Annotated in this window: 20 protein-coding genes; 15 read left to right on the forward strand and 5 right to left on the reverse strand. The window is 64.3% G+C overall.

The window, feature by feature from the left end; genetic code table 11:
* A partial coding sequence (gene ligD / locus QZ281_RS08955; protein WP_292227352.1) for a DNA ligase D occupies positions 1–1,788 on the forward strand: 1,788 nt, incomplete at its 5' end.
* Here the strand turns inward: ligD and QZ281_RS08960 are convergent.
* Positions 1,777–2,610, reverse strand: coding sequence for a Ku protein (locus tag QZ281_RS08960; RefSeq protein ID WP_292227354.1), 834 nt, complete (start codon positions 2,608–2,610; stop codon positions 1,777–1,779). The genes ligD and QZ281_RS08960 overlap by 12 nt on opposite strands.
* A gap of 239 nt (positions 2,611–2,849) precedes the next feature.
* Positions 2,850–4,025 carry a citrate/2-methylcitrate synthase gene (locus QZ281_RS08965; protein ID WP_292227356.1) on the reverse strand — a complete coding sequence of 392 codons (1,176 nt, stop codon included), beginning with the start codon at positions 4,023–4,025 and terminating at the stop codon, positions 2,850–2,852.
* Positions 4,026–4,139: 114 nt separating this feature from the next.
* Here QZ281_RS08965 and QZ281_RS08970 point away from each other — a divergent pair, with 114 nt between their 5' ends.
* The 8 genes from QZ281_RS08970 to QZ281_RS09005 all read left to right on the forward strand — a co-directional run bounded on the left by QZ281_RS08970 (position 4,140) and on the right by QZ281_RS09005 (position 13,277).
* Entirely contained in the window at positions 4,140–6,323 is a 2,184-nt protein-coding gene (locus QZ281_RS08970) for a TonB-dependent receptor (RefSeq protein ID WP_292227358.1), read from the forward strand.
* Between the two features lie 10 nt (positions 6,324–6,333).
* A complete protein-coding gene (locus QZ281_RS08975) occupies positions 6,334–7,647 on the forward strand; it encodes a citrate:proton symporter (RefSeq protein ID WP_292227359.1) in 1,314 nt (437 codons plus the stop codon).
* A gap of 49 nt (positions 7,648–7,696) precedes the next feature.
* Positions 7,697–9,097 carry an acyclic terpene utilization AtuA family protein gene (locus QZ281_RS08980; protein ID WP_292227361.1) on the forward strand — a complete coding sequence of 467 codons (1,401 nt, stop codon included), beginning with the start codon at positions 7,697–7,699 and terminating at the stop codon, positions 9,095–9,097.
* Positions 9,090–9,395, forward strand: coding sequence for a DUF4387 domain-containing protein (locus QZ281_RS08985; protein WP_292227363.1), 306 nt, complete (start codon positions 9,090–9,092; stop codon positions 9,393–9,395). Before QZ281_RS08980 ends, QZ281_RS08985 begins: the two co-directional genes overlap by 8 nt.
* 1 nt (position 9,396) lies before the next feature.
* On the forward strand, positions 9,397–11,181 hold the full coding sequence (locus tag QZ281_RS08990) for an acyl-CoA synthetase (RefSeq protein WP_292227365.1): 1,785 nt from the start codon (positions 9,397–9,399) through the stop codon (positions 11,179–11,181).
* 155 nt (positions 11,182–11,336) lie between these two features.
* Positions 11,337–11,930, forward strand: a complete 594-nt coding sequence (locus QZ281_RS08995; protein WP_292227367.1) for an RNA polymerase sigma factor — start codon at positions 11,337–11,339, stop codon at positions 11,928–11,930.
* A 393-nt stretch (positions 11,931–12,323) separates the two neighbouring features.
* Positions 12,324–12,839 carry a DNA starvation/stationary phase protection protein gene (locus QZ281_RS09000; RefSeq protein ID WP_292227369.1) on the forward strand — a complete coding sequence of 172 codons (516 nt, stop codon included), beginning with the start codon at positions 12,324–12,326 and terminating at the stop codon, positions 12,837–12,839.
* 75 nt (positions 12,840–12,914) lie between these two features.
* Positions 12,915–13,277 (forward strand): hypothetical protein, encoded by a 363-nt coding sequence (locus tag QZ281_RS09005; protein WP_292227371.1) that lies wholly within the window; start codon positions 12,915–12,917, stop codon positions 13,275–13,277.
* Positions 13,278–13,280: 3 nt separating this feature from the next.
* On the opposite strand, the gene QZ281_RS09010 is transcribed toward QZ281_RS09005, so the two are convergent.
* Entirely contained in the window at positions 13,281–13,691 is a 411-nt protein-coding gene (locus QZ281_RS09010) for a hypothetical protein (protein ID WP_292227373.1), read from the reverse strand.
* 107 nt (positions 13,692–13,798) lie between these two features.
* Here QZ281_RS09010 and QZ281_RS09015 point away from each other — a divergent pair, with 107 nt between their 5' ends.
* The gene (locus QZ281_RS09015) at positions 13,799–14,536 is read left to right on the forward strand and encodes a cyclic nucleotide-binding domain-containing protein (RefSeq protein WP_292227375.1); all 738 of its coding nucleotides are present in this window, start codon (positions 13,799–13,801) and stop codon (positions 14,534–14,536) included.
* Here the strand turns inward: QZ281_RS09015 and QZ281_RS09020 are convergent.
* Together QZ281_RS09020 and cydD are read right to left on the reverse strand one after the other, a co-directional pair.
* Positions 14,533–16,182, reverse strand: coding sequence for an ATP-binding cassette domain-containing protein (locus QZ281_RS09020; RefSeq protein WP_292227377.1), 1,650 nt, complete (start codon positions 16,180–16,182; stop codon positions 14,533–14,535). The two genes, QZ281_RS09015 and QZ281_RS09020, sit on opposite strands and share 4 nt — an antisense overlap.
* The gene (gene cydD, locus QZ281_RS09025) at positions 16,179–17,774 is read right to left on the reverse strand and encodes a thiol reductant ABC exporter subunit CydD (protein ID WP_292227380.1); all 1,596 of its coding nucleotides are present in this window, start codon (positions 17,772–17,774) and stop codon (positions 16,179–16,181) included. The genes QZ281_RS09020 and cydD overlap by 4 nt, the downstream gene beginning before the upstream one ends.
* A 197-nt stretch (positions 17,775–17,971) precedes the next feature.
* Between cydD and QZ281_RS09030 the strand changes: the two genes are divergently transcribed.
* The 5 genes from QZ281_RS09030 to QZ281_RS09050 form a co-directional block, all read left to right on the forward strand.
* The gene (locus QZ281_RS09030; RefSeq protein WP_292227402.1) at positions 17,972–19,552 is read left to right on the forward strand and encodes a cytochrome ubiquinol oxidase subunit I; all 1,581 of its coding nucleotides are present in this window, start codon (positions 17,972–17,974) and stop codon (positions 19,550–19,552) included.
* 26 nt (positions 19,553–19,578) lie between these two features.
* Positions 19,579–20,727: a cytochrome d ubiquinol oxidase subunit II gene (gene cydB, locus QZ281_RS09035; RefSeq protein ID WP_292227383.1), complete on the forward strand. Its 1,149-nt coding sequence runs from the start codon at positions 19,579–19,581 to the stop codon at positions 20,725–20,727.
* A gap of 19 nt (positions 20,728–20,746) precedes the next feature.
* Positions 20,747–20,896 carry a cytochrome bd-I oxidase subunit CydX gene (cydX, locus tag QZ281_RS09040; protein ID WP_017504187.1) on the forward strand — a complete coding sequence of 50 codons (150 nt, stop codon included), beginning with the start codon at positions 20,747–20,749 and terminating at the stop codon, positions 20,894–20,896.
* On the forward strand, positions 20,883–22,259 hold the full coding sequence (gene hemN / locus QZ281_RS09045) for an oxygen-independent coproporphyrinogen III oxidase (RefSeq protein ID WP_292227386.1): 1,377 nt from the start codon (positions 20,883–20,885) through the stop codon (positions 22,257–22,259). Before cydX ends, hemN begins: the two co-directional genes overlap by 14 nt.
* A gap of 124 nt (positions 22,260–22,383) precedes the next feature.
* A partial coding sequence (locus QZ281_RS09050; RefSeq protein WP_292227389.1) for an OmpW family outer membrane protein occupies positions 22,384–22,900 on the forward strand: 517 nt, incomplete at its 3' end.

Here is a 22,900-nt window from a genome sequence, read left to right on the forward strand (position 1 = left end):
GGTCTGGATTGGAGCGGCCGGTTTCCCGAACTGGCGGCGGATGCCGCCGGTTGGCCTGATGCGGTGATCGACGGCGAACTCTGCGCGCTGGACGATGACCACATGCCCGACTTCAGCGCGCTCCAGGCGGCGATCTCGAACGCGGGTACGGGCCGCCTGATCTATTTCGCCTTCGACCTGCTGTTCGAAGGCGGCGAGGATTTGCGCAAGCTGCCGCTGTCGCACCGCAAGGCGCGGCTGCAGGCCTATGTGGACCGCGTCGACAAGGCAGGCGGCTCGCGGCTGCGTTACGTCGAGCATTTCGCCTCGACCGGCCAGGCGGTGCTCGAGAGCGCCTGCCGGATGCATCTGGAGGGCGTGATCTCCAAGAAACTGGACGCCCCCTATCATGCCGGGCGCTCGACCGGATGGGTCAAGTCCAAGTGCCGGGGCCGCGACGAGGTGGTGATCGGCGGCTGGTCATCAGAGGGCGGGACGCGGTTCCGCTCCCTGCTGGTCGGCGTACGAAAAGACGGAGCCTTGCGCTATCTGGGGCGGGTCGGGACGGGCTATGGCGATGCGGTCACCCGGACGCTGGTCCCGGCCCTGAAGGCTGAGGCGGCGGACAAGAGCCCGTTTGCCGGACCTGACGCGCCCAAGGCGGCCAAGTACATCCACTGGCTGAAACCGGTGCTGGTCGCCGAAGTCGAGCACGGCGGATACACCGAAGCTGGTTCGCTGCGCCAGGCAGCGTTCAAGGGCTTGCGGGAGGACAAGCAAGCCACCGAGGTCACTGAGGCGCCGCAGCCGCCCACCGACGTGAAGCCGCAAAAGAAGACGACCAAGACGGTTCGGCCGGCCTCGAAACCCGGCAAGGTCGTGGTCGCCGGCGTCACACTGTCCAGCCCTGACAAGGTGCTGTGGCCCGCTGTCGGCGACCGGCCCGCGATCACAAAGGCCGATCTGGCGCGATACTTTGAGGCGGCGGCGGAGCGCATCCTGCCGCATGTCGCGGATCGCCCCACATCGATCATCCGGGCGCCCGAAGGCATAGGCGGCGAGATGTTCTTCCAGCGCCACGCCATGAGCGGATCGAACCCGCGCCTTAAGCTGATCGACGTCAAGGCGCGCACCCCCTATGTCGCCGCGGTCGATGTCGGCGGGCTGGTCGCCATCGGCCAGTCGGGCGGGCTGGAGTTGCATCCCTGGGGCAGCAAACCGGGCGATCCTGAGACGCCGGAACAGATCACCTTCGACCTCGACCCCGACGAAGGGCTGGATTTCGCCGACGTGATCGCGGCGGCCAGGGTCGTGAAGGCGAAACTGGAAGACCTCGGGCTGACGCCCTTCGTCAAGACGACGGGAGGCAAGGGGCTGCATGTTGTCACGCCGATCAAGACCGATGCGCGGTCCCGCGTGACCTGGGAGCAGAACAAGGCCTTCGCCAAAGCGGTCTCGGAGTCTATCCGGGCCGATGCGCCCGACCGGTTCACCACGACCCTGTCGAAGAAGGCGCGTGGCGGGAAGATCTTCATCGACTATTTGCGCAATGGCCGGATGGCGACGGCGGTAGCCCCCTGGTCGCCGCGCGCCCGGCCGGGGGCAGGGATCGCGTTCCCGCTGTCGTGGGATCAGGTTGGGCCGGGGCTCGACCCGGCGGCGTTCAATCTGTGGACCTATCCGGTTCTGTTGAAGAAGCCCGACCCGTGGGTGGACTTCCGCGCTTCAGCGGCGAACCTGAAGCCAGCGCTGAAGAGGATAGGTCTCGGACCGCCTCTCCCCCGTGCCGGTAAAGGATCAGGCGGCTGACTTCTTCTTGGTCGCAGGCTTCTTCGCCGGCGCCTTCTTGTCGCCTCCGCCGCCCTTGAGGCTGTTCTTCAGCGCCGCCATCAGGTCGATGACATTGGTGTCGTCCGGTTCAGCGATATCGATCAGGCCCTTGCCGCCCTTTGTCTTGGACTTGATCATCTCGCGCAGCGCCTCGTCATAGCGGTCCTTGAACTGGGAGGCGTCGAAGTCGCCCTCCTTCTGGCTGATGATCCGGGCGGCGATCTCCACCATGTCGGCGTCCGCCTTCACCGTCGGAATATCGTCGAAATAGTCGGCGGCGTCGCGCACCTCATCATGTGCGCGCAGGGTGTAGGCGATCAGCCCCTTGTCGCGCACCTCCAGCGCCAACTGCCGCTCCTTACCGCGCAGGACCAACTGCCCCAGGGCGACCTTGCCTTGCTTCTTCATGGCGTCGCGGATGACCGCAAAGGCTTCGACGCCCGCCCCCTTTTCCGGCACCACGAAGAAGGGATCGTCCCAGAAGAGACGGTCGATGTCGGCTTCGTCCACGAATCTATCGATGGAGATCGTCTTGGTGCTCTCCAGCTTGACCTGATCGAAGTCGGCGTCATCGAACAGGACATATTCGTCCTTGGACACCTCATAGCCGCGCACCAGGTCGCTGCGTTCGACGGGCCCCGTGTCGGGGTCTGTCGGCACCATGCGAATTCGGTTGTTGGTGTCCGGATTGATCAGGTGAAACCGGACGTCATTGTTGCTGGTTGTTGCCGTATAGAGCGCCACCGGGCAGGTGACCAACGACAGTTTCAGATGCCCTTGCCAGGTCGGACGCGCGGCCATGTTGCTTCTCCCTTGGTCAAGGAAATGCGTCAGGGGCGTTTGCGTTCGATAGGGATGATGAGATGCTTCTCACCGTCGAAAGGGGCAACGAAGGCGAGCGAAACGGCGGCGTCGAATGGGCGAGCTTGCATCTTGGCGGAGGTTGGTGAGGACTACTCCTTAGGGGCTGGCGGTGCATCGCCTATTTTACAGCCGCCTTGTCGACTCGAAACGCATTTCGAACTCACATGTCATGGGGCCTATTCGGGCAGGGGGCCTGTATAGGTCGCGCGGGGTCTTTCTACGCCCGGCAGCATTTGTTGCTCCTGTGCATGGGCGATCCAGCCGATGGCGCGGCCTATCGTGCCTATGCCGATTTCGTGGCCGTCAAGGCCGAGTTTCTGGCCCAGGAACAGGATCGGCAGGATAAAGCTGGGGCGCATGCCGGTAAGCTCGACGGCGACGTCAATTGCGCGCGTCAGTCGTTCAAACTCTGGGTCAGAGCCGAAGGCCTTATGAAAGGCTGACAAGAGCGCCTCGGCGCGAGGATCGCCCGTGTCATGGATGTCATATCGGTCGAAGGCGGGGATGGTTTCTCCGGCCTTGAACACGCTCACAACCACGTCCTCGGGGCGAGGGCTTGCGGTAATCTCGCGCAGTAATCGCCGCATGGTTTCAGTGCGTTTGACCCGCAGTTTTTGACCGCGTCCTGCGAGCAGTCCGACAAGCACGGCGGAGTAGGGCGTCACGCCGGTCGCCGCTGAACGGACCGCATTGGTGGTCGGGTCGAACTCGTGATCGGCGGCCAAAATCAGCGCCCTGCGGATCACATCTGCCACATCATCCGACGCGCTGCGTGCTTTGGCGATGAAGGTATGCAGCGGCTCGGTGGACGGGCTGTCCTTGTTGACCATTATGGCCGCCAGCCACCGCAAAGTGTCCGCGCCGGTTCTGGCGAAACCCTCCGCAGACAGATCGAAGGCCAGCGGATTGGCCTGTTCGATCAGGGGCAGGATCGCCAGCGCTCTGTCTTGGGGTGCGATCGTCGCCAGGGCGGGAAAAACAACATCGTGGAATGCGGGCAACCGGGGAAGCCGGTTCGTGAAAATGGCGGTGTCCGCCTGCCATAGAAGAGCGGCTACGGATTCAACTGATGCAGTCTGTGAGAGTTCGACCGCGCTGTGACCACGGTAATAGGTGCCGTTTTCGGTCAACAGGGTGATGGCGCTATCGCGCGGTGTCGGCGCCACGACGCGGGTCCTCTGCGCACCTGTCATCAGTCCCAGAATGTCCGAGCGCCAGTATCTCCGCGTGCGACTGCCGGGGGTTGGGAAGGATCTCAGCTTCTTGCGGCTGACGTAGGCGTAGAGGGTCGACATCGTGACCCCCAGCATTTCCGTGGCCTCGACCGCATCGACATAGAGCTCATCATCCATGTCTTGTTTCTGGCACGTTGACTGATTCAGTCAAGATTGACGCGTCATGATCGCTGCTATTTTTCTTCCTGAGAGCGCGATCAAAAGAGTCGGGCCAAGGGAAGAGAAATGATCATGATGAAGGGCCTACCCGCTATTATTCCACTCGGGCTGACGCTGGTTGCGACGACAGCCGTAGCTCAAACAGTCTCGTCCTCAACGGCTGCGAGCGCGCCTGTTCAGGAAACGGCCTCGGTTGACGACATTCTGGTCACCGCCCAGCGCCGCAGCCAGAGCCTGCAGGAGGTGCCCATTACGATGAACGTCATGGGCGCTCAGGAGATCGAGCAGGCGCGCATCGTTCAGGTCACCGACGTCGCCAACCGCACTGTTGGCTTGAACTTTGACGCCTTCCCTGCGTCCCAGCCGCGGCCCGCCATCCGGGGCATCGGGTCTTCGGATCGGGGCGCTGCGGGTGATCCGTCCACCGCAGTCTTTATCGACGAAGTCTATATGGGCAGACCCGCAGCGGTGGCCTTCGATGCCTTCGATGTCGCCCGCATCGAGGTTCTGAAGGGCCCGCAGGGCACGCTCTGGGGCAAGAACGTGGTCGGCGGCGCCATTCATGTCGTCAACCAGCGCCCGAGCTTGTCAGGGTTCGACGCCAGCGTCGCCGCCACCTATGGCAACTACAACAAGTTCGACGTCGCTGGCTTCGTCAATGCGCCGCTCAGCGATACGCTGGCGTTGCGGGTCAGCGCCAGTTCGCGCACTCACGATGGCTTTGTTCGCAATACCTATTTGAACAATCGCGTTGAGGACCAGGATACCAAGAGCCTGCGCGCCCAACTCCTCTTCCGGCCCGACGATCGGCTGACGGTCGTGCTCGGGATTGACGGCACGCGTGACCGTGCGACCGCTCAGGCGCGGCACACCATCGGGGTGGATCCGGCTAGCAGCACAGCGGCTGTGTGGCGCCCGACGATCGACCCGGATCACAAGACCACGCGGATGGACACCAACGGTTACGACAAGCGGGACACCTATGGTGTTCGCCTGGGCGTGGACTGGACGTTTGACCATTTCGTCCTGTCGTCCATCAGCTCCTGGCGCAAGTTGGACTATACGTCGTTCGGCGACGGCGACGGCGGCAATCCGACGACCAATGCGCTGAACATTCGGGGAAACCAGATTGATCAGACGACCTTCGGCAGCCAGGAAGTTCGACTTTCCGCCTTGCCGGGCAGTCGTTTTTCCTGGGTGCTGGGCGGCTACTACTACCATGCCGATACCGAAAGAACGGACATCTTCGCCCTAGACAGCCCGCCCCAGCCCAAGGGCACGTTCGGCGCTATCGACCGTTATGATCAGAAGAATGTCACCGACAGCTATGCCGCCTTCGCCGATGCGACCTATGCGGTCACAGACAGGCTGAATGTCTTCGGCGGTGTCCGCTATTCCAAAGACAAGAAGGACTACGACGTCTCCAACGCCGCCAGCACGGCCCTGCTGCGCGCTCGAGAACGGTTCACGATCAGTGCGTCGGACTCATGGGGCGAGGTCACCTACCGGCTTGGCGGCGATTACAAACTGGCTGAACGCGTCATGGCCTATGGCGTGATCTCCAGCGGCTTCAAGAGCGGCGGCTTCCAGGACACGGCGACGACAGGCGTCAGCGCCGCCACGCCATTCTCGCCCGAAACGGCCACCAACTATGAAGTCGGCCTGAAGGCGGAGTTCTTCAATCGCACCCTGCTGTTCAATCCGAGCCTGTTCTGGACCGACTACACCGACCTCCAGGTCCGTCGCACTGTCGGGTTCGACACCATCACCACCAATGCCGGTTCGGCGCGCATCAAGGGGTTTGAACTGACCTCGCGCTGGGAGCCTGTCGAAGGTCTGTCGCTGGGTGTGGCCTATGCCTACAACGACGCGCGTTTCAGAAACCTGGTTGAAGACGGCCAGGACTTTTCCGGCAATCGCCTGACCCGCAACCCCAAGAACAAGTGGACGGTTTCGCCCGCCTATGAGCGCAGGCTCGGGTCCGGCGCAGTCGTCTCTGGCGCAGTCGATATCCAGTACGAAAGCTTCATCTTTGACGACATCGACAACAATGCCCTGAATGTCCGCCCGGCCAAAACCCTGGTCGATGCCCGTCTGGTGTTCACCAGCCCGGACGGTCATTGGGAGGCGTCCCTGTGGGGCAAGAACCTCGGAGACGAGGTCTATATCACCCACCAGTATATCCTGACCGGTGGTCAGTTTGCCTTCTACGGCGAGCCCCGCACATTCGGCGCGACCGTGCGCTGGCGTTACTAGGATATCTGTCTTGAGCCCCACTGTCCTTGCTCTGTTCGGCTTCGGCATGGTCATCGCCTTCATGGTGTTGATCATGACGAAGCGGATGTCGGCGCTTGCCTCGCTGATCGTCATCCCCATCGTCGTCGCCGCCATCGCGGGCTTTGGTCCCGACATTGGGTCGATGGGGATCAAGGGGGTCGTGGCGCTGGCGCCGACAGCAGCCGTGCTGCTGTTTGCCGTTCTGTATTTCGGCGTCATGATCGACGCAGGCCTGTTTGATCCTCTGGTCCGGCGGGTGCTCAAGGCGGTCGGCGGCGATCCGCGCAAGGTGGCCCTGGGCACCGCCATTGTGGCCTTGATCGTGTCCCTGGATGGAGACGGGGCAACGACGGCCATTGTGACCATCACGGCCTTCTTGCCGATCTATCGTCGACTGAACATGAATGTTCTGGTGCTAGCCGTGCTGCTGGGATCGTCCAATGCGATGATCAATATCGCCCCCTGGGGCGGGCCCACGGCGCGGGTCGCCAGCGCGCTTCATCTCGACATCAACGACGTCTTTCTGCCTTTGATCCCCGCCATTGCGATCGGAATTGTCGGCGTGCTGGCGCTGGCCTGGCATCTTGGCGGGGTGGAGCGTCGTCGGCTCGGCGTTACCGATGTCGGCCCCGAAGCGAGTGGTTTCACCAGCCTGCGCGCCGATGCGCCAGACCTGGCGCGGCCTCGGCTCCTGTGGGTCAATCTGCTTCTCACCCTGGCGGTGCTGGCTGGCGCAATCACGCGCATCCTGTCTCTGCCCCTGATCTTCATGGTCGGTCTGGCGATTGCGGTTACGGTCAACTATCCGCGGCTCAACGATCAGCGCGCCCGCATTGGCGCCCACGCCGCCAACGCCATCGGGATCGTCATCCTGGTGTTTGCTGCGGGGGTCTTCACCGGCATCCTGGATGGCACGGGCATGGTGGCGGCAATGGGCGGGGCCTTCGTTCACGTCATCCCGCCAGAGATGGGGCCCTACATGGGCTTCATCACTGCCCTGGCGAGCGGTCCGTTGAGCTTCGTCATGTCCAATGACGCCTATTATTTCGGCATCGTGCCGGTGATCGCTGAAGCGGCGGGCCATTATGGGGTCGCCCCCGTCGAGATCGCACGGGCGTCATTGCTGGGACAGACCATCCATAATCTGAGCCCTCTAGTCGCGGGCGTGTACCTCGTTGCCGGCATGCTCGATGTCGAACTGGGCGCAATGCAGCGCTTCGGCCTGAAGTGGGCCGCGCTGATGGCCGCCCTGTTGGTGTTTGGCGCGCTGATCACAGGCGCTGTGCCCTTCGTGGTCGGTTGAACCGACCGCCGAGCCTGATCCTCAAGTCATGAATCTCAAGGAACCCCCGTTGTCAGACATCGAACAGACCTGGACGACTGTGGTCGTGCCCGTCGGCGCCCTGGGCGCTGGCGTGAGGGCGGACATCTTGGAACAGGCCCTGGCTGCCGGGGCGGACGCGATCGCGCTGGACGCCGGCTCCACCGACAGCGGTCCCGCCTACCTCGCCACGGGCAAGTCCAAATACAGCCGGGATTCCCTCAAAGGCGATCTGACCATCCTGATGGCCGCTCGCGCCAAGTGGAATGTGCCGTTGCTGATCGGGTCATGCGGCACCTCGGGTTGTGATCAGGCGCTGGATGCGACGCGCGATATCGCCTTGGAGGTCGCAGCTGAACTGGGGCTCTCGCCCCGGATCGCGCTGCTTTATTCAGAGGTCGATCCTGTCCTGCTCAAGACCCGCAATAGTGATGGCCGAGTGCGCGCCCTGGCGCCGTTCGGGGCGCTTGAGGACGCCACCGTCGACGCCTGCGAGCACATCGTCGCCTTGATGGGGCCAGAGCCCTATATCGCGGCGCTCGAAGCTGGGGCGGACATTGTCCTGGGCGGGCGTACAACAGACACGGCGGTCATTGCGGCGGTTCCGATCATGCGCGGTGCGGGTGTAGGCCCAGCCTGGCATGCGGGCAAGATCGCCGAGTGCGGCGGGCAATGCACGGTCAATCCCATCGACGGCGGGGTGGTGATCAAGGTCGGGATCGATCGTTTCGAGATCGCGCCGATGAGCGACGCCAACAGTTGCACGCCCTTCACTGTCTCGGAGCATATGCTCTACGAGAACAGCGATCCCCACACCCTGTATGAACCCGGCGGCGTGCTGCGGGTCGAGGACGCCCGGTATGAGGCCATCGACAGTCGCCGCGTTCTGGTGACCGGCGGTCGGTTCGAGCGCGCACCCTATACGATGAAGCTTGAAGGCGCCGCGAACGGGCCGTTCCAGACCATCATGATCGTGGGCATCGCCGCGCCCGAGGTGCTGTCCTCGATCGATGTCTTTCTCGAGCGGATGCAGTGGGCCCTGGACGAGCGGACGCAGCGGGTTCTGGGGATCGCAGCGGAGGACTACACCATCTTCCTGCGACCCTATGGCTGGAACGCCGTCACCGGTGCGAAGGTCGACGATGGCTTTGTCCCTCGGGAGATCGGCCTGATGTTCGTCGCGACAGCGGCGACGCAGGAGCTGGCGACGCGGATCGCAAAGACCGCCAATCCCTATTTCTTCCACTTCCCGCTCACGATGGGGATGGAGCTTCCGAGCTACGCCTTTCCATTCTCTCCCGCTGAGATCGAGCGCGGGCGCAGTTTCGAGTTTCTGCTCAATCACGTGGTCGAGGTCGCCAACGGCCACGAACTGGTCCGCACCGCGATGATCGACCTGTCATCCAAAGAGGCCGCGCACAATCATGGCTAAGCTGACGGACGCCTGCTCTCACGTTCGGTCCAAGAACGCTGGACCCTTCTGGATCACCATTGATCTGTTCTTTGACGGACCCGAGACGTTTGCCGCCTGGAAGGACCGGCCGGGGTTTTCGGTGGAGGCGTTGGCGGGCGTATTCGGCGTCGCGCCATCCTTGACCCGGAGGATCGAAGCGCCGGAACTGGCCGTGATCAAATTCTCCTATCCGCGCGCCCTGCCTCAGGGCGGGGTCGGCGAACGCGACATGCATAGCGGCCAACAATATGTGCTGCTGCTCGACCATGAGGTCTGAGATGCCATCCGTCACGGTTGGTCAGGCGCTTGCCCCGCTGGCTGATCGCGCGGCCGTCGACGCCGTGGTCGCGGGTGGTTGGCCTAGTGACCTGCCACAAACCACCTATGCTCTGATCGAGAAAGCAGCGGAGCGCTTCGATGATGCCAAGGCCTTGACCTTCTTTGTGGATGCCAAACGCCCCGAGTCGGCTGTCTCCTGGACGTTCAATGAATATCTTGAGGGGGTGACGCGCGCCGCCAATGTTTTCCATCGGCTCGGCGTGGAGGCTGGCGACGTGATCGCCTTGGTTCTCCCCAATCTGCCGGAGACCTATTTCTGTCTGTGGGGCGGCGAGGCTTGCGGGGTCGTTCTGCCCATCAATCCTCTGCTTGAGGCCGAGGGCATCGCTGATTTGCTGCGGGCGTCCAAGGCCACGGTCGTCGTCACCGTTGCGCCGTTTCCCGGGGTGGATCTCTACGACAAGGTCGTGGCGGCCGTTCAAGCGGCGCCGGGCGTGAGCCATGTCGTGACCGTCGATATCGCCCGCCACGTGCAAGGCTGGAAGGCATTGCCTGCGCGTATCCAACAGGCGTGGTCGCGGCGATGGGCGCATCGAATAAGGGCAGGGGTCACCGTGACCCGGTTTGAGCGCGCGACACGTCAGGTTGCGGGCGATCGGTTGGAAGCGGTTCGTAGGCCTGAAGGGGCCGATCTTGCGTCACTGTTTTGCACTGGCGGCACGACGGGGGCGCCGAAGCTGGCGAGGCGCACCCATGTCAATGAGGTCGCGAACGCTTTCATGAGCACCCGCATGCTGGGCGACGCCATGCCGGAGGGTTCCGTTGTTTTCGCAGGTTTGCCGCTGTTCCACTGCAACGGCGCCATGGTCACCGGGCTTTCTCCCTTGTTGACCGGCGGCCATGTCGTGCTCGGCACGCCGCAGGGCTATCGCGGGTCCGGGGTCGTGTCGGGGTTCTGGGACATTGTCGCGCGATACCGCGTGAACGTCCTCAGCGGCGTGCCGACGCTGTTCTCGTCCTTGCTGCAACACCCGCTGCGGGACCAGGATATCAGCGCGCTGCGGTTTGCGATCTGTGGGGCGGCGCCGATGTCGCCCGAACTTATCGCCCAGTTTGAGCAGACGACAGGCGTCGCCATTCTGGAGGGCTATGGGCTTACCGAAGCGACCTGCGTGGCGGCGCTCAACCCGCTGACGGGCTTGCGGCAGGCAGGGTCTGTGGGTTTGCCGTTGCCATTCCAGCAGGCCCGGATCGCGATCCTGAATGATGCAGGCGTGTGGGTCCGTGATGCTGAAATCGGAGAAACAGGCGCGGTAGCCCTGTCGGGGCCGAACGTCTTCGCTGGCTACCAGTCCGATCACCATAATCAGGGGGTCTGGCTGACAGATTCGGACGGCAGGATCTGGCTCGACACTGGCGACCTCGGGGCTATCGACGCTCTTGGTTATCTGTGGCTTCGGGGGCGAACCAAGGACATCATTATTCGCGGCGGCCACAACATCGACCCCAATGTGATCGAGGACGCTTTCTACGCCCATTCAGCGGTAGCGCTGGCGGCGGCGATCGGGCGGCCAGATCCGCATGTTGGCGAGGTGCCAGTCGTCTACATCGAGCTGAAACCAGGAGCGACGGCAAGCGAGGGCGAGCTGATGCGGTTTGCCGAAGGACGGATCAACGAACGGGCGGCCCGTCCGAAGGCGGTTCAGATTATCGCCGCCATGCCACTGACGGCTGTGGGCAAGGTTCACAAGCCTAGCCTGCGTGATCTTCAAGCAGCGAGTTAGTTCGGGCAGCGCAGGGTCAAAAGAACATGGGTTTCGTAAAGGGGGCGGAGTTGGAACGGGCGCGCAGAGGGACTGAAAGCGTCATTGCGATTCGTTCGCAGTAAATGTATTCGCATGAGGCTCGAGCCATTAGGTTCGATTAGGGGCGAGTGATCTTGGCGTCCGGTTTTCCATTGCCAGTGTATGAAATTGACGAGGTGGATCGACGATTGCAGGCGCATGTTCGCGGCAGGGTGGCGGATAGGCAGGATGCAGAGGACATTGCGCAGGAAGCCTGGGCGCGGATGGCGGCTTCGTCCGGTCGTGATCACGGTGCGATTGAAAATGTGCGGGGGTATTTGTTCCGCGTCGCCCGCAACCTGGTGATTGCTCATCGTCGCCGGGCCGCTGCGATGGTCGAGGTGAAGGCTTACGAAGCGGTGATGAAGCGGGTGGCCGATGGGCGACCTGACCCCGAAGGCGTATTGATCACCCGCTGTGAACTGCGGAGCATGGACCAGATCATGGCGGCCATGCCGGCGCGGTCGCGGGAAGTCTTCCGGCTCTCGCGGATTGAAGGGCTTCCATTTGCCGAAATCGGGCGCAAGCTGGGCACATCGCGCCAGACGGTGCACGAGCACATGTACGCTTTCAGGATATGGGGCTCCGCCGGACCCAGCCGAGGGCGACCGACAGGCTCGCTCCGCAGGGTTTCGAACCCTCAGAAGCGCCGCGGATGGCCTGACGGCCGCGCGGTTTCTTCACGCTGAGACCAAGTTGGGGGCGAGGGGGCAAGCCAAAATCGCAACATTCTCGCGCGTGATCGCCAGGTTAAGGGTCTAGGGCGTTGAAACATCAACCAAACATCGTCGGCATAAAGCGAAGCAGCAATTGTAAGGCTTGACGAAGAAGGCTTTACGAGACTTCGATAAGTTATTGACTTAAAACGTTATAATTGAAGAGAATTTTCGGGCTCAGTTTTAGATTTTGTTACCGTCATTCTAAGTTCGAGTCCTAGTTCCCCAGCCATCCGCCGTCCCCTGTAGGGGCGGAAACAATCTCCCTCGATAAACTTCATAAGAAGAATTGACCCAGGTCAGGGCTTTCGTTCGGCTGTCGTGGTTCTTAGCTAGGCTATGGGTTCCAAGCCGAGGAGAATGATCATGGTCACCGCCCGCGAAAAGCGCCTGGCGCCGTTGAGAACGCCTACCAGCCTGTCCGAGGACGCCACGCGGGACATTTCCGCCGCGCTGACCGGGCTGCTGGCCGATGTGTTCGCCATCTATCTGAAGACCAAGAATTTCCACTGGCATGTGTCGGGGCCGCATTTCCGCGACTATCACCTGCTGCTGGACGAGCAGTCGGCGGAACTGTTCGCCATGACGGATCCGATCGCCGAGCGGGCGCGCAAGATCGGCGGGACCACGCTGCGTTCCATCGGCCAGATCGCCAAGGAATCGCGCGTGCTGGATAACGACGCCGACTATGTCGATCCGCTGGACATGCTGGCCGAGCTTCGCGACGACAATAATGACCTGGTCGGGCGCATGCGCGAGGTCCACGACCTGTGCGACGAGCATGGCGACATCGCCACCGCCAGCCTGCTTGAGAATTGGGTCGACGAGACCGAGCGTCGCGTCTGGTTCCTGTTCGAGACCGGACGTCGCGGCAACGGTTGATCGCGCAACCCTCTCGCTTGCCAAGACTTACGGATCGGGAATATCCGGTCCGTAGGACGGCGAGGGAGAGGCGCGATGCGAATCGCAAATATGGGCTGTCTGGCCCTGCTGGGCGCCGTCGTGATGGCGGCGCCGGTGCGGGCGGGGGTGTCGGACGCGTTCGGCAACACCATTATTTCCCACTATCCGCGCGGCGAGTGGGTGAAGCACTATTTCGAGCCGGACGGTCGTTATTCGGCGGACTGGTCCGATGGGCGGCGCCTGTCGGGCCGCTGGGTCGTCGAGGGGCAGAAAATCTGTCTGATCGAACTGAGGCCGCGTCAGCTGATTTCGCGATTCTGCACGCCGATGGTTCAGGCCACCGTCGGCGACACCTGGCCATCGCGTGATCCGCTGGGCCGGTCGGTTCGCAACGAGCTGGTCGCCGGTCGGCGTTAGTTTCTAGAAGACGCGGTGCAGAACCGCTGTGTCGGCGGCGCAGCGCAGCACATCGTCGATGCGTGCGCCGTCCAGCCGGGCCGAAAGCGCCAGCCCGCTGCAGGTCATGTCCGCCTGTCGTCGGGCCTCGGCCAACAGGGCGTCCGCCGTCGTGGTGGGATCGAACAGGTCGAACGCCGCCAGACCATCAATCACGAACAGGTGTTCGCCGCCGCCGTTGACGACGATGGAGTACTGCAGCACCGCCCGCACGGTGGGGCCTGAAAAGGCGCCGATCACACCGGCCTGATCCGCCGCCGCTGCGATGATGTTGCGCCAGGTGTCGGGCGTCAGCGCGGGATCGCTGAGTTGCGCCAGGGCGAATGAATCCCCGGCGTCGCGGACATCCAGACGGCGGATATGCAGGTTGCTCATGACGCGACATTGGGGCGACGGGAACGCGCCCGCATTGATCTCAATCAAGCGTGGCCGTTGCACTGAAGGTTGCGACAACCTAACCTTGCGCCTTATGCGAGGCTGAAATGCTGGAACTCCGCTCACTGCCGACCGACTGCGCCGCACGACGGAGCGATTCCGTCTGCGCCACCTGCGGCGCGCGGGCCTTCAGTGTGTGCAGCAGCCTGGGCGCCGATGATCTGGCAGGGCTGGACGCCATCGCCGAGCGGGTTTCGCTGAAGTCGGGTGAGGCCTTGATTCGTCAGGGCGAGCCTGCGGTTCACCTGTTCAACATCACCTCGGGATCGGTCCGGGTCTATAAGCTGCTGCCTGATGGGCGGCGCCAGATCACCGGCTTCCTGTTTGCGGGTGACTTCGTCGGTCTGGCGACGGGCCAGGACTATGCGTTTTCGGCTGAGGCTATCGAAGATGCGACCCTGTGCCGGTTCAAGAAAAGCGATTACCGCGCCCTGATCCGCGAACGGCCTGCGCTGGAGACGGCGCTTCTGGAACGGGCGACGCGCGAGTTGGCGGCGGCGCAGAACCAGATGCTGCTGCTGGGACGCAAGACGGCGCAGGAGCGGATCGCCTCATTCCTGCTGGACCTGCCTGAGCGCGATCCGATCCGCCCGACCGAGGAGGGGCATATTCGCGTGCCGATGACGCGGGCGGAGATGGCCGACTATCTGGGCCTGACCATCGAGACGATCAGCCGGGGCCTGACCAAGCTTAAGGCAGCGGGGGTGATCCGCCTGTTGTCCCTGAACGAGATGCAGGTGGACCGACCGGAACGCCTGCGGGCCATCGCGGAAGGCGAAGCCTAGGCCAGGGCCTTCTTGCGCTCGGCCGTCAGCAGAACACGTCCGTCCTGAGCCATGCCCTCGATCCGCAGACGCGTCTGGCAGTTCTGGATCGGCGCCGGGCGGTGGCTGACCAGAATCAGGCCCTGCTTGTTTTCGACCAGACGGCGTTCCAACGCCTTGAGCACCTGGGCTTCGGTCGCGGCGTCCAGACCTTCCGTCGGCTCGTCCAGCACCAGCCACGGCGCCTTGCGCAGATAGGCGCGGGCGAGGCCCAGGCGGCGACGTTCACCGCCGGACAACAACTCTCCATTTGCACCGACAGGCATGTCCAGCCCGAGAGGCTCGGCCCGGATACGGTCGGCCAGAGCCGCGTCTTCCAGTGCGCGCCACAGGGTTTCATCACTGGCGTGCCCGGCCAGCAGCAGGTTGTCGCGCACCGTGCCGTTCAACAGCCGAACGTCCTGGGCGGCGTAGGCGAACCGGGCGCGACGGGTGGCGGAGCTGAGAGAGGCGATGTCGAGACCGCCCATGACGACCTCTCCGGGGTGGGCTTCGCGCAGTCCGATCAGGCGTTCGATGAAGGTGGTCTTGCCCGCGCCGGACGGACCAGACAGGCCCAGGCGATGCGGCGGGCGCAGATTGGCGTTGACGGCGATCAGGGTCAGGGATGGCGCCGGGGGACGTATGCCGTCGTGCGGCAGAACCTGAGGCGCGGCCTGGTTCAGACGTGTGATGGCTTCCTTCGCCGCGCCGTTCTGGTGCAGGGCGCCGACAAGGCCAGCGGCGGATTCCATACCCATGATGGTCGCCAGGGCGGCAAGTGCGGTCAGGGGCAGGGGGGCGCCGAGGGTGGCGAAGACCACGGCGGCAAGAGCCGCGCCGGTCACGACGGCCTGCCACACTGTCATCCAGCCTGCTGCTGTCGTCAGGGCGATCTGTGCGCTGTCGTGGCGGTCGGCGGCGCTGGCGGCCTGCTGCACGGCCCAGTCATTGAGGTTGTAGGCCTTCAGTTCAGGAGCGACGGCCTCGAGGGCGGCGAGACGGTCCTTAAGCGCGCCGACAGCGATCTGGGCCTCCTTGCCTGCGGGATCGGACAGGCGACGCGCGATGACCATGACGCCAAGGCACGAGAGGCCCATGGCCGCCAGAAGCAGACCGCCAGCGAGGGGCGAGGCCAGACCAGCCAGCAGGGCGCTGGAGGCGGCGCCTGCGCCAAGCGCCCAGGGCGCGGACTTGCGCACGAACAGGGTCTGGACGGCGTCCACATCCTGCACCAGCCGGGCCGAGGTTTCGCCGGATGACAGGCTGAGCGCGCGCTCAGGCGGGGCGGAGGCCAGGGCGTCGAACAGTTGCGGACGCAAGCTGGCCAGAGTCTTCAACGCCGCCTCATGACCCGCGACCCGTTCGATATAGCGGGCGCCGGTGCGCAGGATGGCCAGCAGGCGGATTATGGCGCTGGGCATCATGTAGTTGAAGGCTTGGACCGCAGCCATGCCCGCCACGCCAGCCAGAGCCGCGCCGGTGATGAACCAGCCGGACAGACCCAGCAGACAGACCGCGGCGACGGAGACGACGGCGCCCGCAGCAGCGGCGATGCGCAGGCGTTGGCGCTGGGCGTGGGCCTGGGCGGCGATCAGGCCCGCGATGCGATTGGGGTCGTGCTTCACAACTGCACCACGCGGTCGGCCAAGGCCGCGACGGCGGCGGAATGGGTGGCGATCAGGGTGGTGCGGCCCGCGGCGGCTTCGCGGATCAGGTCCAGCATGGCCTGTTCAGAGGCGGGGTCCAGATTGGCCGTGGGTTCATCCAGCAGCAGGATGGGCGCACGTTTCAACAGGGCGCGCGACAGGCCCAGACGACGCCGCTCGCCCCCGGATAGACCACCGCCCCGCTCGTCGATGATACGGTCCAGATCGTCGTGCAGTCCGGCGCGGCTGGCGGCGCTCAGGATGCGGGTGACGCAGGCCGCAGGGTCGGCGATGGCGATGTTTTCGCGCAGCGTGCCGGGGATGACCACTGGGTTCTGGCTGGCCCAGGCGACCTGACCGGCGAGACCGTCCGTCTGGCTGAGTTGCACGCCGTCGATCTCGACATCGCCTTCGGACAGGGGGGCAAGGCCAAGCAACAGATGCAGCACGCTGGACTTGCCCGCACCGCTGGCGCCGACCACAGCGACGACCTGACCGGGGCGGACCTCCAGATCGAACCCGGCGACGACCGGCGCCGCGCCATAGACGATGGACACGTCGCGGAAATGGATGGCGGGCAGAGCGGCGCCCAACTGGACCGAGCGGACCGGCTGCGGCTCGGGAACGACCAGCGAAGGCGCGGCGGCCTCTGCGGCCTGACGATCATGATAGGCGGCGGCGAGACGGCGCAGCGGCTGATAGACCTCCGGCGCCAGAGCCAGGACGAAGAAGGCGCGCGGCAGGTCCAGCGTCTCGGGAACCGGGAAGGGCAGGAGCTTCAGCAGGTTGAAACCGCAGTAAACGGCGATCAGGGCCACCGACAGGGCCGAGAAGAACTCCAGAACCCCGGACGACAGAAAGGCGATGCGCATGACGCGGGCGGTGCGTTTCTCCAGTTCGTCAGAGGCGCCGGCGATCTCGGTCGTGGTGCGGCCTACGGCATCGAAGGCCAGGATGGCGGGCAGGGCGCGGATGCGGTCGATGAACAGGCCCGACAGCCGGTCCAGCGCTTGAAACTGGCGACGGCTCTCGCCCGCAGCGGCTGTTCCGGCCAAGGCCATGCCCGCGATGAAGGGAAACAGGGTGAACAGCAGCACGCCCGCTGCAACCGGGCTGGCGAAGGCGGCGGCGGCGATGATCAGCAGGGGCGACAGGCCCGCCGCCATGCGCAGGGGGGCGAAGCGGGAGAAATAGCCGTCCAGCGCGTCGACGCCCTCGACCAGAGCGGTCAGACGGTCGTTAGAGCGGCCGCCGCGTCCGAACAGATCGGACAGCAGGCTGTGGCGCACATCCGACTTCACTGCGCGGCCCAGTCGAGCGCCGACTACGGTTGCGACCTGGCCGATCAAACCCCGTGCGATCAGGCTGACCACCGCCAGCACCAGCCACGGCGCGGCGGCGGCGGGTGTCGCGAACTTGGAGATCGTCATGGCTAGACCGGCGGCGAAACCGATGGCGGGGGTGACGTCGGCGATGGTCAACACCCCCGCCAGCAGGGTCAGACGCCGCCACGGCGCGCCAGCCTGTTTCAACCAGGCGGCAGGAGGGACGGGGGGCGACGCGGCGGTCATGCACGAAACTCCAGCACGCCAGGATCGCGGCGCGCCATTGGACAAAACACCGTTGGACCGAACGTCCAAGGGCGAACCGTCCAGTAGATGAGGCCGCCGCCGGGGGCTTTGATCGAGATCAAGGCGCGCGCCCCGCCGAATCTTTAGGGCGAAGGAAACGTCGGTCGTCGTGGCCGGCCCCTCGGAGCATAGCCATGATCGACCTTGCGGTCGTCGACCTGTCCAGGCTGCAGTTCGCGCTGACAGCCCTTTACCACTTCCTGTTCGTGCCCCTGACGCTGGGGCTGTCCTTCATGCTGGTCATCATGGAGTCGATCTATGTCATGACCCGCCGCCCGATCTGGCGGACAATCACCCGTTTCTGGGGCACGCTGTTCGGCATTAACTTCGTGCTGGGTGTCGCGACCGGCATCACCATGGAGTTCCAGTTCGGCATGAACTGGAGCTACTACAGCCATTATGTCGGCGACATTTTCGGTGCGCCGCTGGCCATCGAGGGCCTGATGGCCTTCTTCCTGGAGGCGACCTTCGTCGGCCTGATGTTCTTCGGCTGGGACAAGCTGAAGCCGCACGCCCACCTGTTCGTCACCTTCATGGTCGCGCTGGGCACCAATCTGTCGGCCCTGTGGATCCTGATCGCCAACGGCTGGATGCAGAACCCGGTCGGCGCCGCCTTCAATCCCGACACGATGCGGATGGAGGTCACGGACTTCATGGCCGTGCTGTTCAACCCGGTGGCCCAGGCCAAGTTCGTTCACACCGTCAGCGCCGGTTACGTCTGCGCCTCGGTCTTCGTGCTGGGCGTGTCGGCCTTCTATCTGCTGCGCGGCAAGCATGTCGGCTTCGCCAAGCGTTCGATGACGGTTGCTTCGGCCTTTGGTCTGGCGGCGTCGCTGTCGGTCGTCGTGCTGGGTGACCAGTCAGGCTATGCCCTGACCGATAACCAGAAGATGAAACTCGCTGCTCTGGAAGCCATGTGGCACACCGAGCCTGCGCCCGCTGGCCTGACGCTGATCGGCATTCCCAGCATGAAGGACCGTGAAACCCACTTCGGCGTCCATGTGCCGTGGGTCATGGGCCTGATCGCAACACGCACCATCGACAAGCCGGTCGAAGGCATCTTCGAACTGGTCGCCACAGCTGAGGACCGCATCGAATCCGGCGTCGTCGCCTTTGACGCCCTGGAGAAGATCAAGGCCGATCCGACCGACATGGCCGCACGCGCCGTGTTCGAAACCCATCGCCGCGACCTGGGCTATGCCCTGCTGCTGAAGCGTCACGTCGCCGATCCGCGTCAGGCCTCGCCCGAGCTGATCAAACAGACAGCGTGGGACACGGTGCCGAACGTTCCGGCCCTGTTCTGGAGCTTCCGCATCATGGCCGGCGTGGGCATGTTCATGATCGCCCTGTTCGGCACGGCCTTCGTGCTGTGCACCCTGCGCAAGCACCATACGAAGTGGTTCCTGCGGATTGCGGTGCTGGCCATTCCGCTGCCGTGGATCGCCATCGAGTTCGGCTGGATTCTGGCCGAGTTCGGTCGCCAGCCCTGGGCGGTGGACGGCGTGCTGCCGACCTTCCTGGGCGCGTCTTCGCTGACTGTGCCGCAACTGTGGGCGACCATCATCGGCTTCACCCTGCTGTACGGATCGCTGGCCGTCGTTGAGGTCCGCCTGATCCTGCACACCATCAAGAAGGGACCGTTCCACGAACAGGAGATGTTCGGCGAGCCCAGCCCTGAAGCCCCGCTTGAGCGCCCCGCCGCGCCCGCCGTGGCCTGACCCAGACCTTGTAAGGATATCCGACAATGGATCTTCCCCTCGACTTCGCCACGCTTCGCCTGATCTGGTGGGGGCTGCTGGGCGTGCTTCTGATCGCCTTCGCCCTGACCGACGGCTTCGACCTGGGTGTCGGCGCCCTGCTGCCCTTCGTCGCCAGGACGGATGAGGAGCGCCGCATGGTGATCAACACCGTCGGCGCCACCTGGGAAGGCAATCAGGTGTGGTTCATCCTGGGCGGCGGCGCGATCTTCGCCGCATGGCCCTTCGTCTACGCCGTCAGCTTCTCCGGCTTCTATCTGGCCATGTTCCTGGTGTTGTCGGCGCTGATATTGCGGCCCGTCTCGTTCAAGTATCGCTCCAAGCGCCCGTCGCCGAAGTGGCGTTCGTTCTGGGACTGGTGCCTGTTCATCGGCGGCTTCGTGCCTGCGCTGGTGTTCGGTGTTGCGGTCGGCAACGTGCTGTTGGGCGCGCCCTTCCATCTGGATGGTGATCTGCGCTCCTTCTACGACGGCAGCCTGCTGGGCCTGTTCACGCCCTTCAGCCTGATTGCGGGTCTGTTGTCCGTGGCCATGCTGGTGCTGCACGGCGCGGCCTGGCTGTCGGTCAAGGCCGAGAAGGGGCCGGTGCTGGATCGCGCCCGCCTGTTCGGCACCGTCGCCGGTGTCCTGGCCCTGGTGCTGTTCGCGGCAGGTGGTCTGTATGTCGCCTATGGCGGTCTGGGCTACCGGATCACGGGTGCGCTGGACATCAACGGCTTCTCCAACCCGCTGCGCACGACGGTTGAAGCTGCACCGGGCGCCTGGCTGGACAACTATGGCCGGTATCCGTGGATGCTGATTGCGCCTGCTCTGGGCTTCCTTGGGGCTCTGGCTGGTTTGATCGGGATGTGGCGTCGGTCTGCGCCGCTGGCGTTCGGCGGTTCGTCGCTGTCGACGGTGGGCATCATCTCTACGGTCGGCCTGTCGATGTTCCCGTTCATCCTGCCCAGCTCGATCAATCCGCAGTCCAGCCTGACGGTGTGGAACGCCTCGTCCAGCCACCTGACCCTGTTCATCATGCTGATCGTGACGGTGATCTTCCTGCCGCTGATCCTGATCTACACGGCCTGGGTTTACCGCGTGCTGTGGGGCCGGACCTCGACCGCTGCGCTCAAGACCAACCCTGACCTCTACTGAGCCATAGGAGCCAAAAGCGATGTGGTATTTCTCCTGGATTCTGGGCCTTGGACTGGCGGTCGGCTTCGGCGTGCTGAACGGCCTCTGGCACGAGTTCCACCTGTTCGACGAAGGCGACGCAGGCCTGTCGACCCCGGACGCGTCGAAAGAGGGCGATGTCCCCCTTTAGGCCCCCCGCGCTGACGACGCACGATCTGATCGAGCGTTATGACGCGCACGCGCCGCGCTACACCTCCTATCCGACAGCGGCGCAGTTCACGCCCGCTGTCGGAGCGGCCGAGTGGGCGGGCTGGTTGAGCGGCGCGCCGCTGGACCAGCCCGTGTCGCTGTATCTGCACATCCCTTTCTGCAAGCGGCTGTGCTGGTACTGCGGGTGCAACACCCGGGCGATGAATCGGGCGGGCGTGATCTCCAGCTATGTCGATCTGCTGCTGCGCGAAGCCGATCTGATGCTGGCGAAGATCGGGCGGCCCGTGCGGGTCGGCGCGATCCACCTGGGCGGCGGCACGCCCAATATGCTGTCGCCTGATGATCTGGAGCGGCTGTTCGACGGTCTGTCGGCGCGGTTCGATCTGAGCGACTGTTCGGAAATCGCCGCTGAACTGGATCCTGAAGTCCTGACGCCCGAATGGATCGAGGCGGCGGGGCGGATCGGGCTGACGCGCGCCAGTCTGGGCGTGCAGGATCTGTCGCCGCGCGTGCAGGCGGCGGTCAACCGGCCGGAATCCTTTGAAACGATCCGCGCGGCGGCCGAGGGGCTGAGGGCGCAGGGCGTGACCTCGCTGAACCTGGACCTGATGTACGGCCTGCCCCTGCAGACGACATCGGATGTGGTGGCCACGCTGGAGCAGGTGACGACGCTGAAGCCCGAGCGGATCGCCCTGTTCGGCTATGCCCACGTGCCGTGGATGAAACCGCACCAGAAGTTGATCAACGACGACGATCTGCCCGACGCCGAAACCCGGTTCGAGCAGAGCCAGACGGCGGCGCATTATCTGGCGTGTCACGGCTGGCGACCGATCGGGTTGGACCATTTCGCTTTGCCGCATGACACCATGGCCCAGGCACATCGTCAGGGGCGGCTGCGTCGCAACTTCCAGGGCTATACGACCGATGAGGCGCCGGTGCTGATCGGTCTGGGCGCGTCGTCGATCAGCCGGACGCCGCAGGGCTTTGTGCAGAACCATTCCAAGGAGCGGGACTGGCGGATGGCGGTTGAGGCGGGCGATCTGCCGGTAGCGCGCGGGGTCGAGCTGACGGCGCGGGACGCCTTTGTGGCTGAGATCATCGAGCGGCTGATGTGTGACTTTGTGGTCGATGTCGCTGCGGTCGCCCGGCGCCATCGACGCGACCCGGACGAGGTCACGGGGCCTTGGTTGTTGCTGGAGCGGTTCGTGCGTGATCGCCTGATCGGGGTTCAGGACAATGTGGTGGTGGTGACGCCGCTGGGGCGGCCCTTCGTGCGCGCCATCTGCGCCGCCTTTGATCCCAACGCCGTCGGCCTTCACCAGAAGCACGGGCGGGTGCTCTGAAGAAGGACAGATTGTCCACCCCCGTCAATGATTGCGCTGGATCAAAGTCGGGGCGGGCGAGGGGGCGCATCACCCTGTCCGACGCCTGAGACACCGGCCGCATGAGGCGGCCCCGGGCGTCGGGATGACGACGATGAAACTGAAGACCCTGATCCTGTCCGCCGCTGCTGTCGCAGCCTTCGCCGCGCCTGCGATGGCGCAGACCACGAGCGCCTGGGAGATGCCGAAGAAGGGCGACTTCATCGTCACCGGGCGTGTCACCGATGTCTTCTCTCAGGCCGACAACGCCATCACCACGGCGGCCGGCGCGGACACGGGCCTGAAGGTGGATGTGGGCGACAGCGTGATGCCGACGCTGGGCTTCACCTATTTCCTGACTGACCATCTGGCGGTCGAGGCGATCCTGGGCACGACCAAGCACGACATCCGCGCACAGGGCGGTGGAACGGACGCGTTGGTGCATGAAACCTGGGTCCTGCCGCCTGTCGTGACCCTGCAGTACCGCCCGCTGAGCAGCGGACGCGTCAGCCCCTATGTCGGCGCAGGCGTGAACTACATGCTGTTCTACAGCGGCAAAGACAAGAACGGCTTCACCGTCGATCTGGACAACGGCTTTGGCTACGCGCTGCAGGCTGGCGCTG

The organism is Brevundimonas sp., from assembly GCF_018608325.1.
Taxonomy (GTDB): Bacteria; Pseudomonadota; Alphaproteobacteria; order Caulobacterales; family Caulobacteraceae; genus Brevundimonas.

What these genes read in the sequence shown, in the direction of transcription:
- QZ281_RS08960 (WP_292227354.1), bottom strand. Translation starts at nt 2,610, where the DNA reads ATGGCCGCGCGTCCGACCTGGCAAGGGCATCTGAAACTGTCGTTGGTC.
- QZ281_RS08965 (WP_292227356.1), bottom strand. Translation starts at nt 4,025, where the DNA reads ATGGATGATGAGCTCTATGTCGATGCGGTCGAGGCCACGGAAATGCTG.
- QZ281_RS08970 (WP_292227358.1), top strand. Translation starts at nt 4,140, where the DNA reads ATGATGAAGGGCCTACCCGCTATTATTCCACTCGGGCTGACGCTGGTT.
- QZ281_RS08985 (WP_292227363.1), top strand. Translation starts at nt 9,090, where the DNA reads ATGGCTAAGCTGACGGACGCCTGCTCTCACGTTCGGTCCAAGAACGCT.
- QZ281_RS08990 (WP_292227365.1), top strand. Translation starts at nt 9,397, where the DNA reads ATGCCATCCGTCACGGTTGGTCAGGCGCTTGCCCCGCTGGCTGATCGC.
- QZ281_RS09000 (WP_292227369.1), top strand. Translation starts at nt 12,324, where the DNA reads ATGGTCACCGCCCGCGAAAAGCGCCTGGCGCCGTTGAGAACGCCTACC.
- QZ281_RS09005 (WP_292227371.1), top strand. Translation starts at nt 12,915, where the DNA reads ATGCGAATCGCAAATATGGGCTGTCTGGCCCTGCTGGGCGCCGTCGTG.
- QZ281_RS09010 (WP_292227373.1), bottom strand. Translation starts at nt 13,691, where the DNA reads ATGAGCAACCTGCATATCCGCCGTCTGGATGTCCGCGACGCCGGGGAT.
- QZ281_RS09015 (WP_292227375.1), top strand. Translation starts at nt 13,799, where the DNA reads ATGCTGGAACTCCGCTCACTGCCGACCGACTGCGCCGCACGACGGAGC.
- cydD (WP_292227380.1), bottom strand. Translation starts at nt 17,774, where the DNA reads ATGACCGCCGCGTCGCCCCCCGTCCCTCCTGCCGCCTGGTTGAAACAG.
- cydB (WP_292227383.1), top strand. Translation starts at nt 19,579, where the DNA reads ATGGATCTTCCCCTCGACTTCGCCACGCTTCGCCTGATCTGGTGGGGG.
- cydX (WP_017504187.1), top strand. Translation starts at nt 20,747, where the DNA reads ATGTGGTATTTCTCCTGGATTCTGGGCCTTGGACTGGCGGTCGGCTTC.
- hemN (WP_292227386.1), top strand. Translation starts at nt 20,883, where the DNA reads ATGTCCCCCTTTAGGCCCCCCGCGCTGACGACGCACGATCTGATCGAG.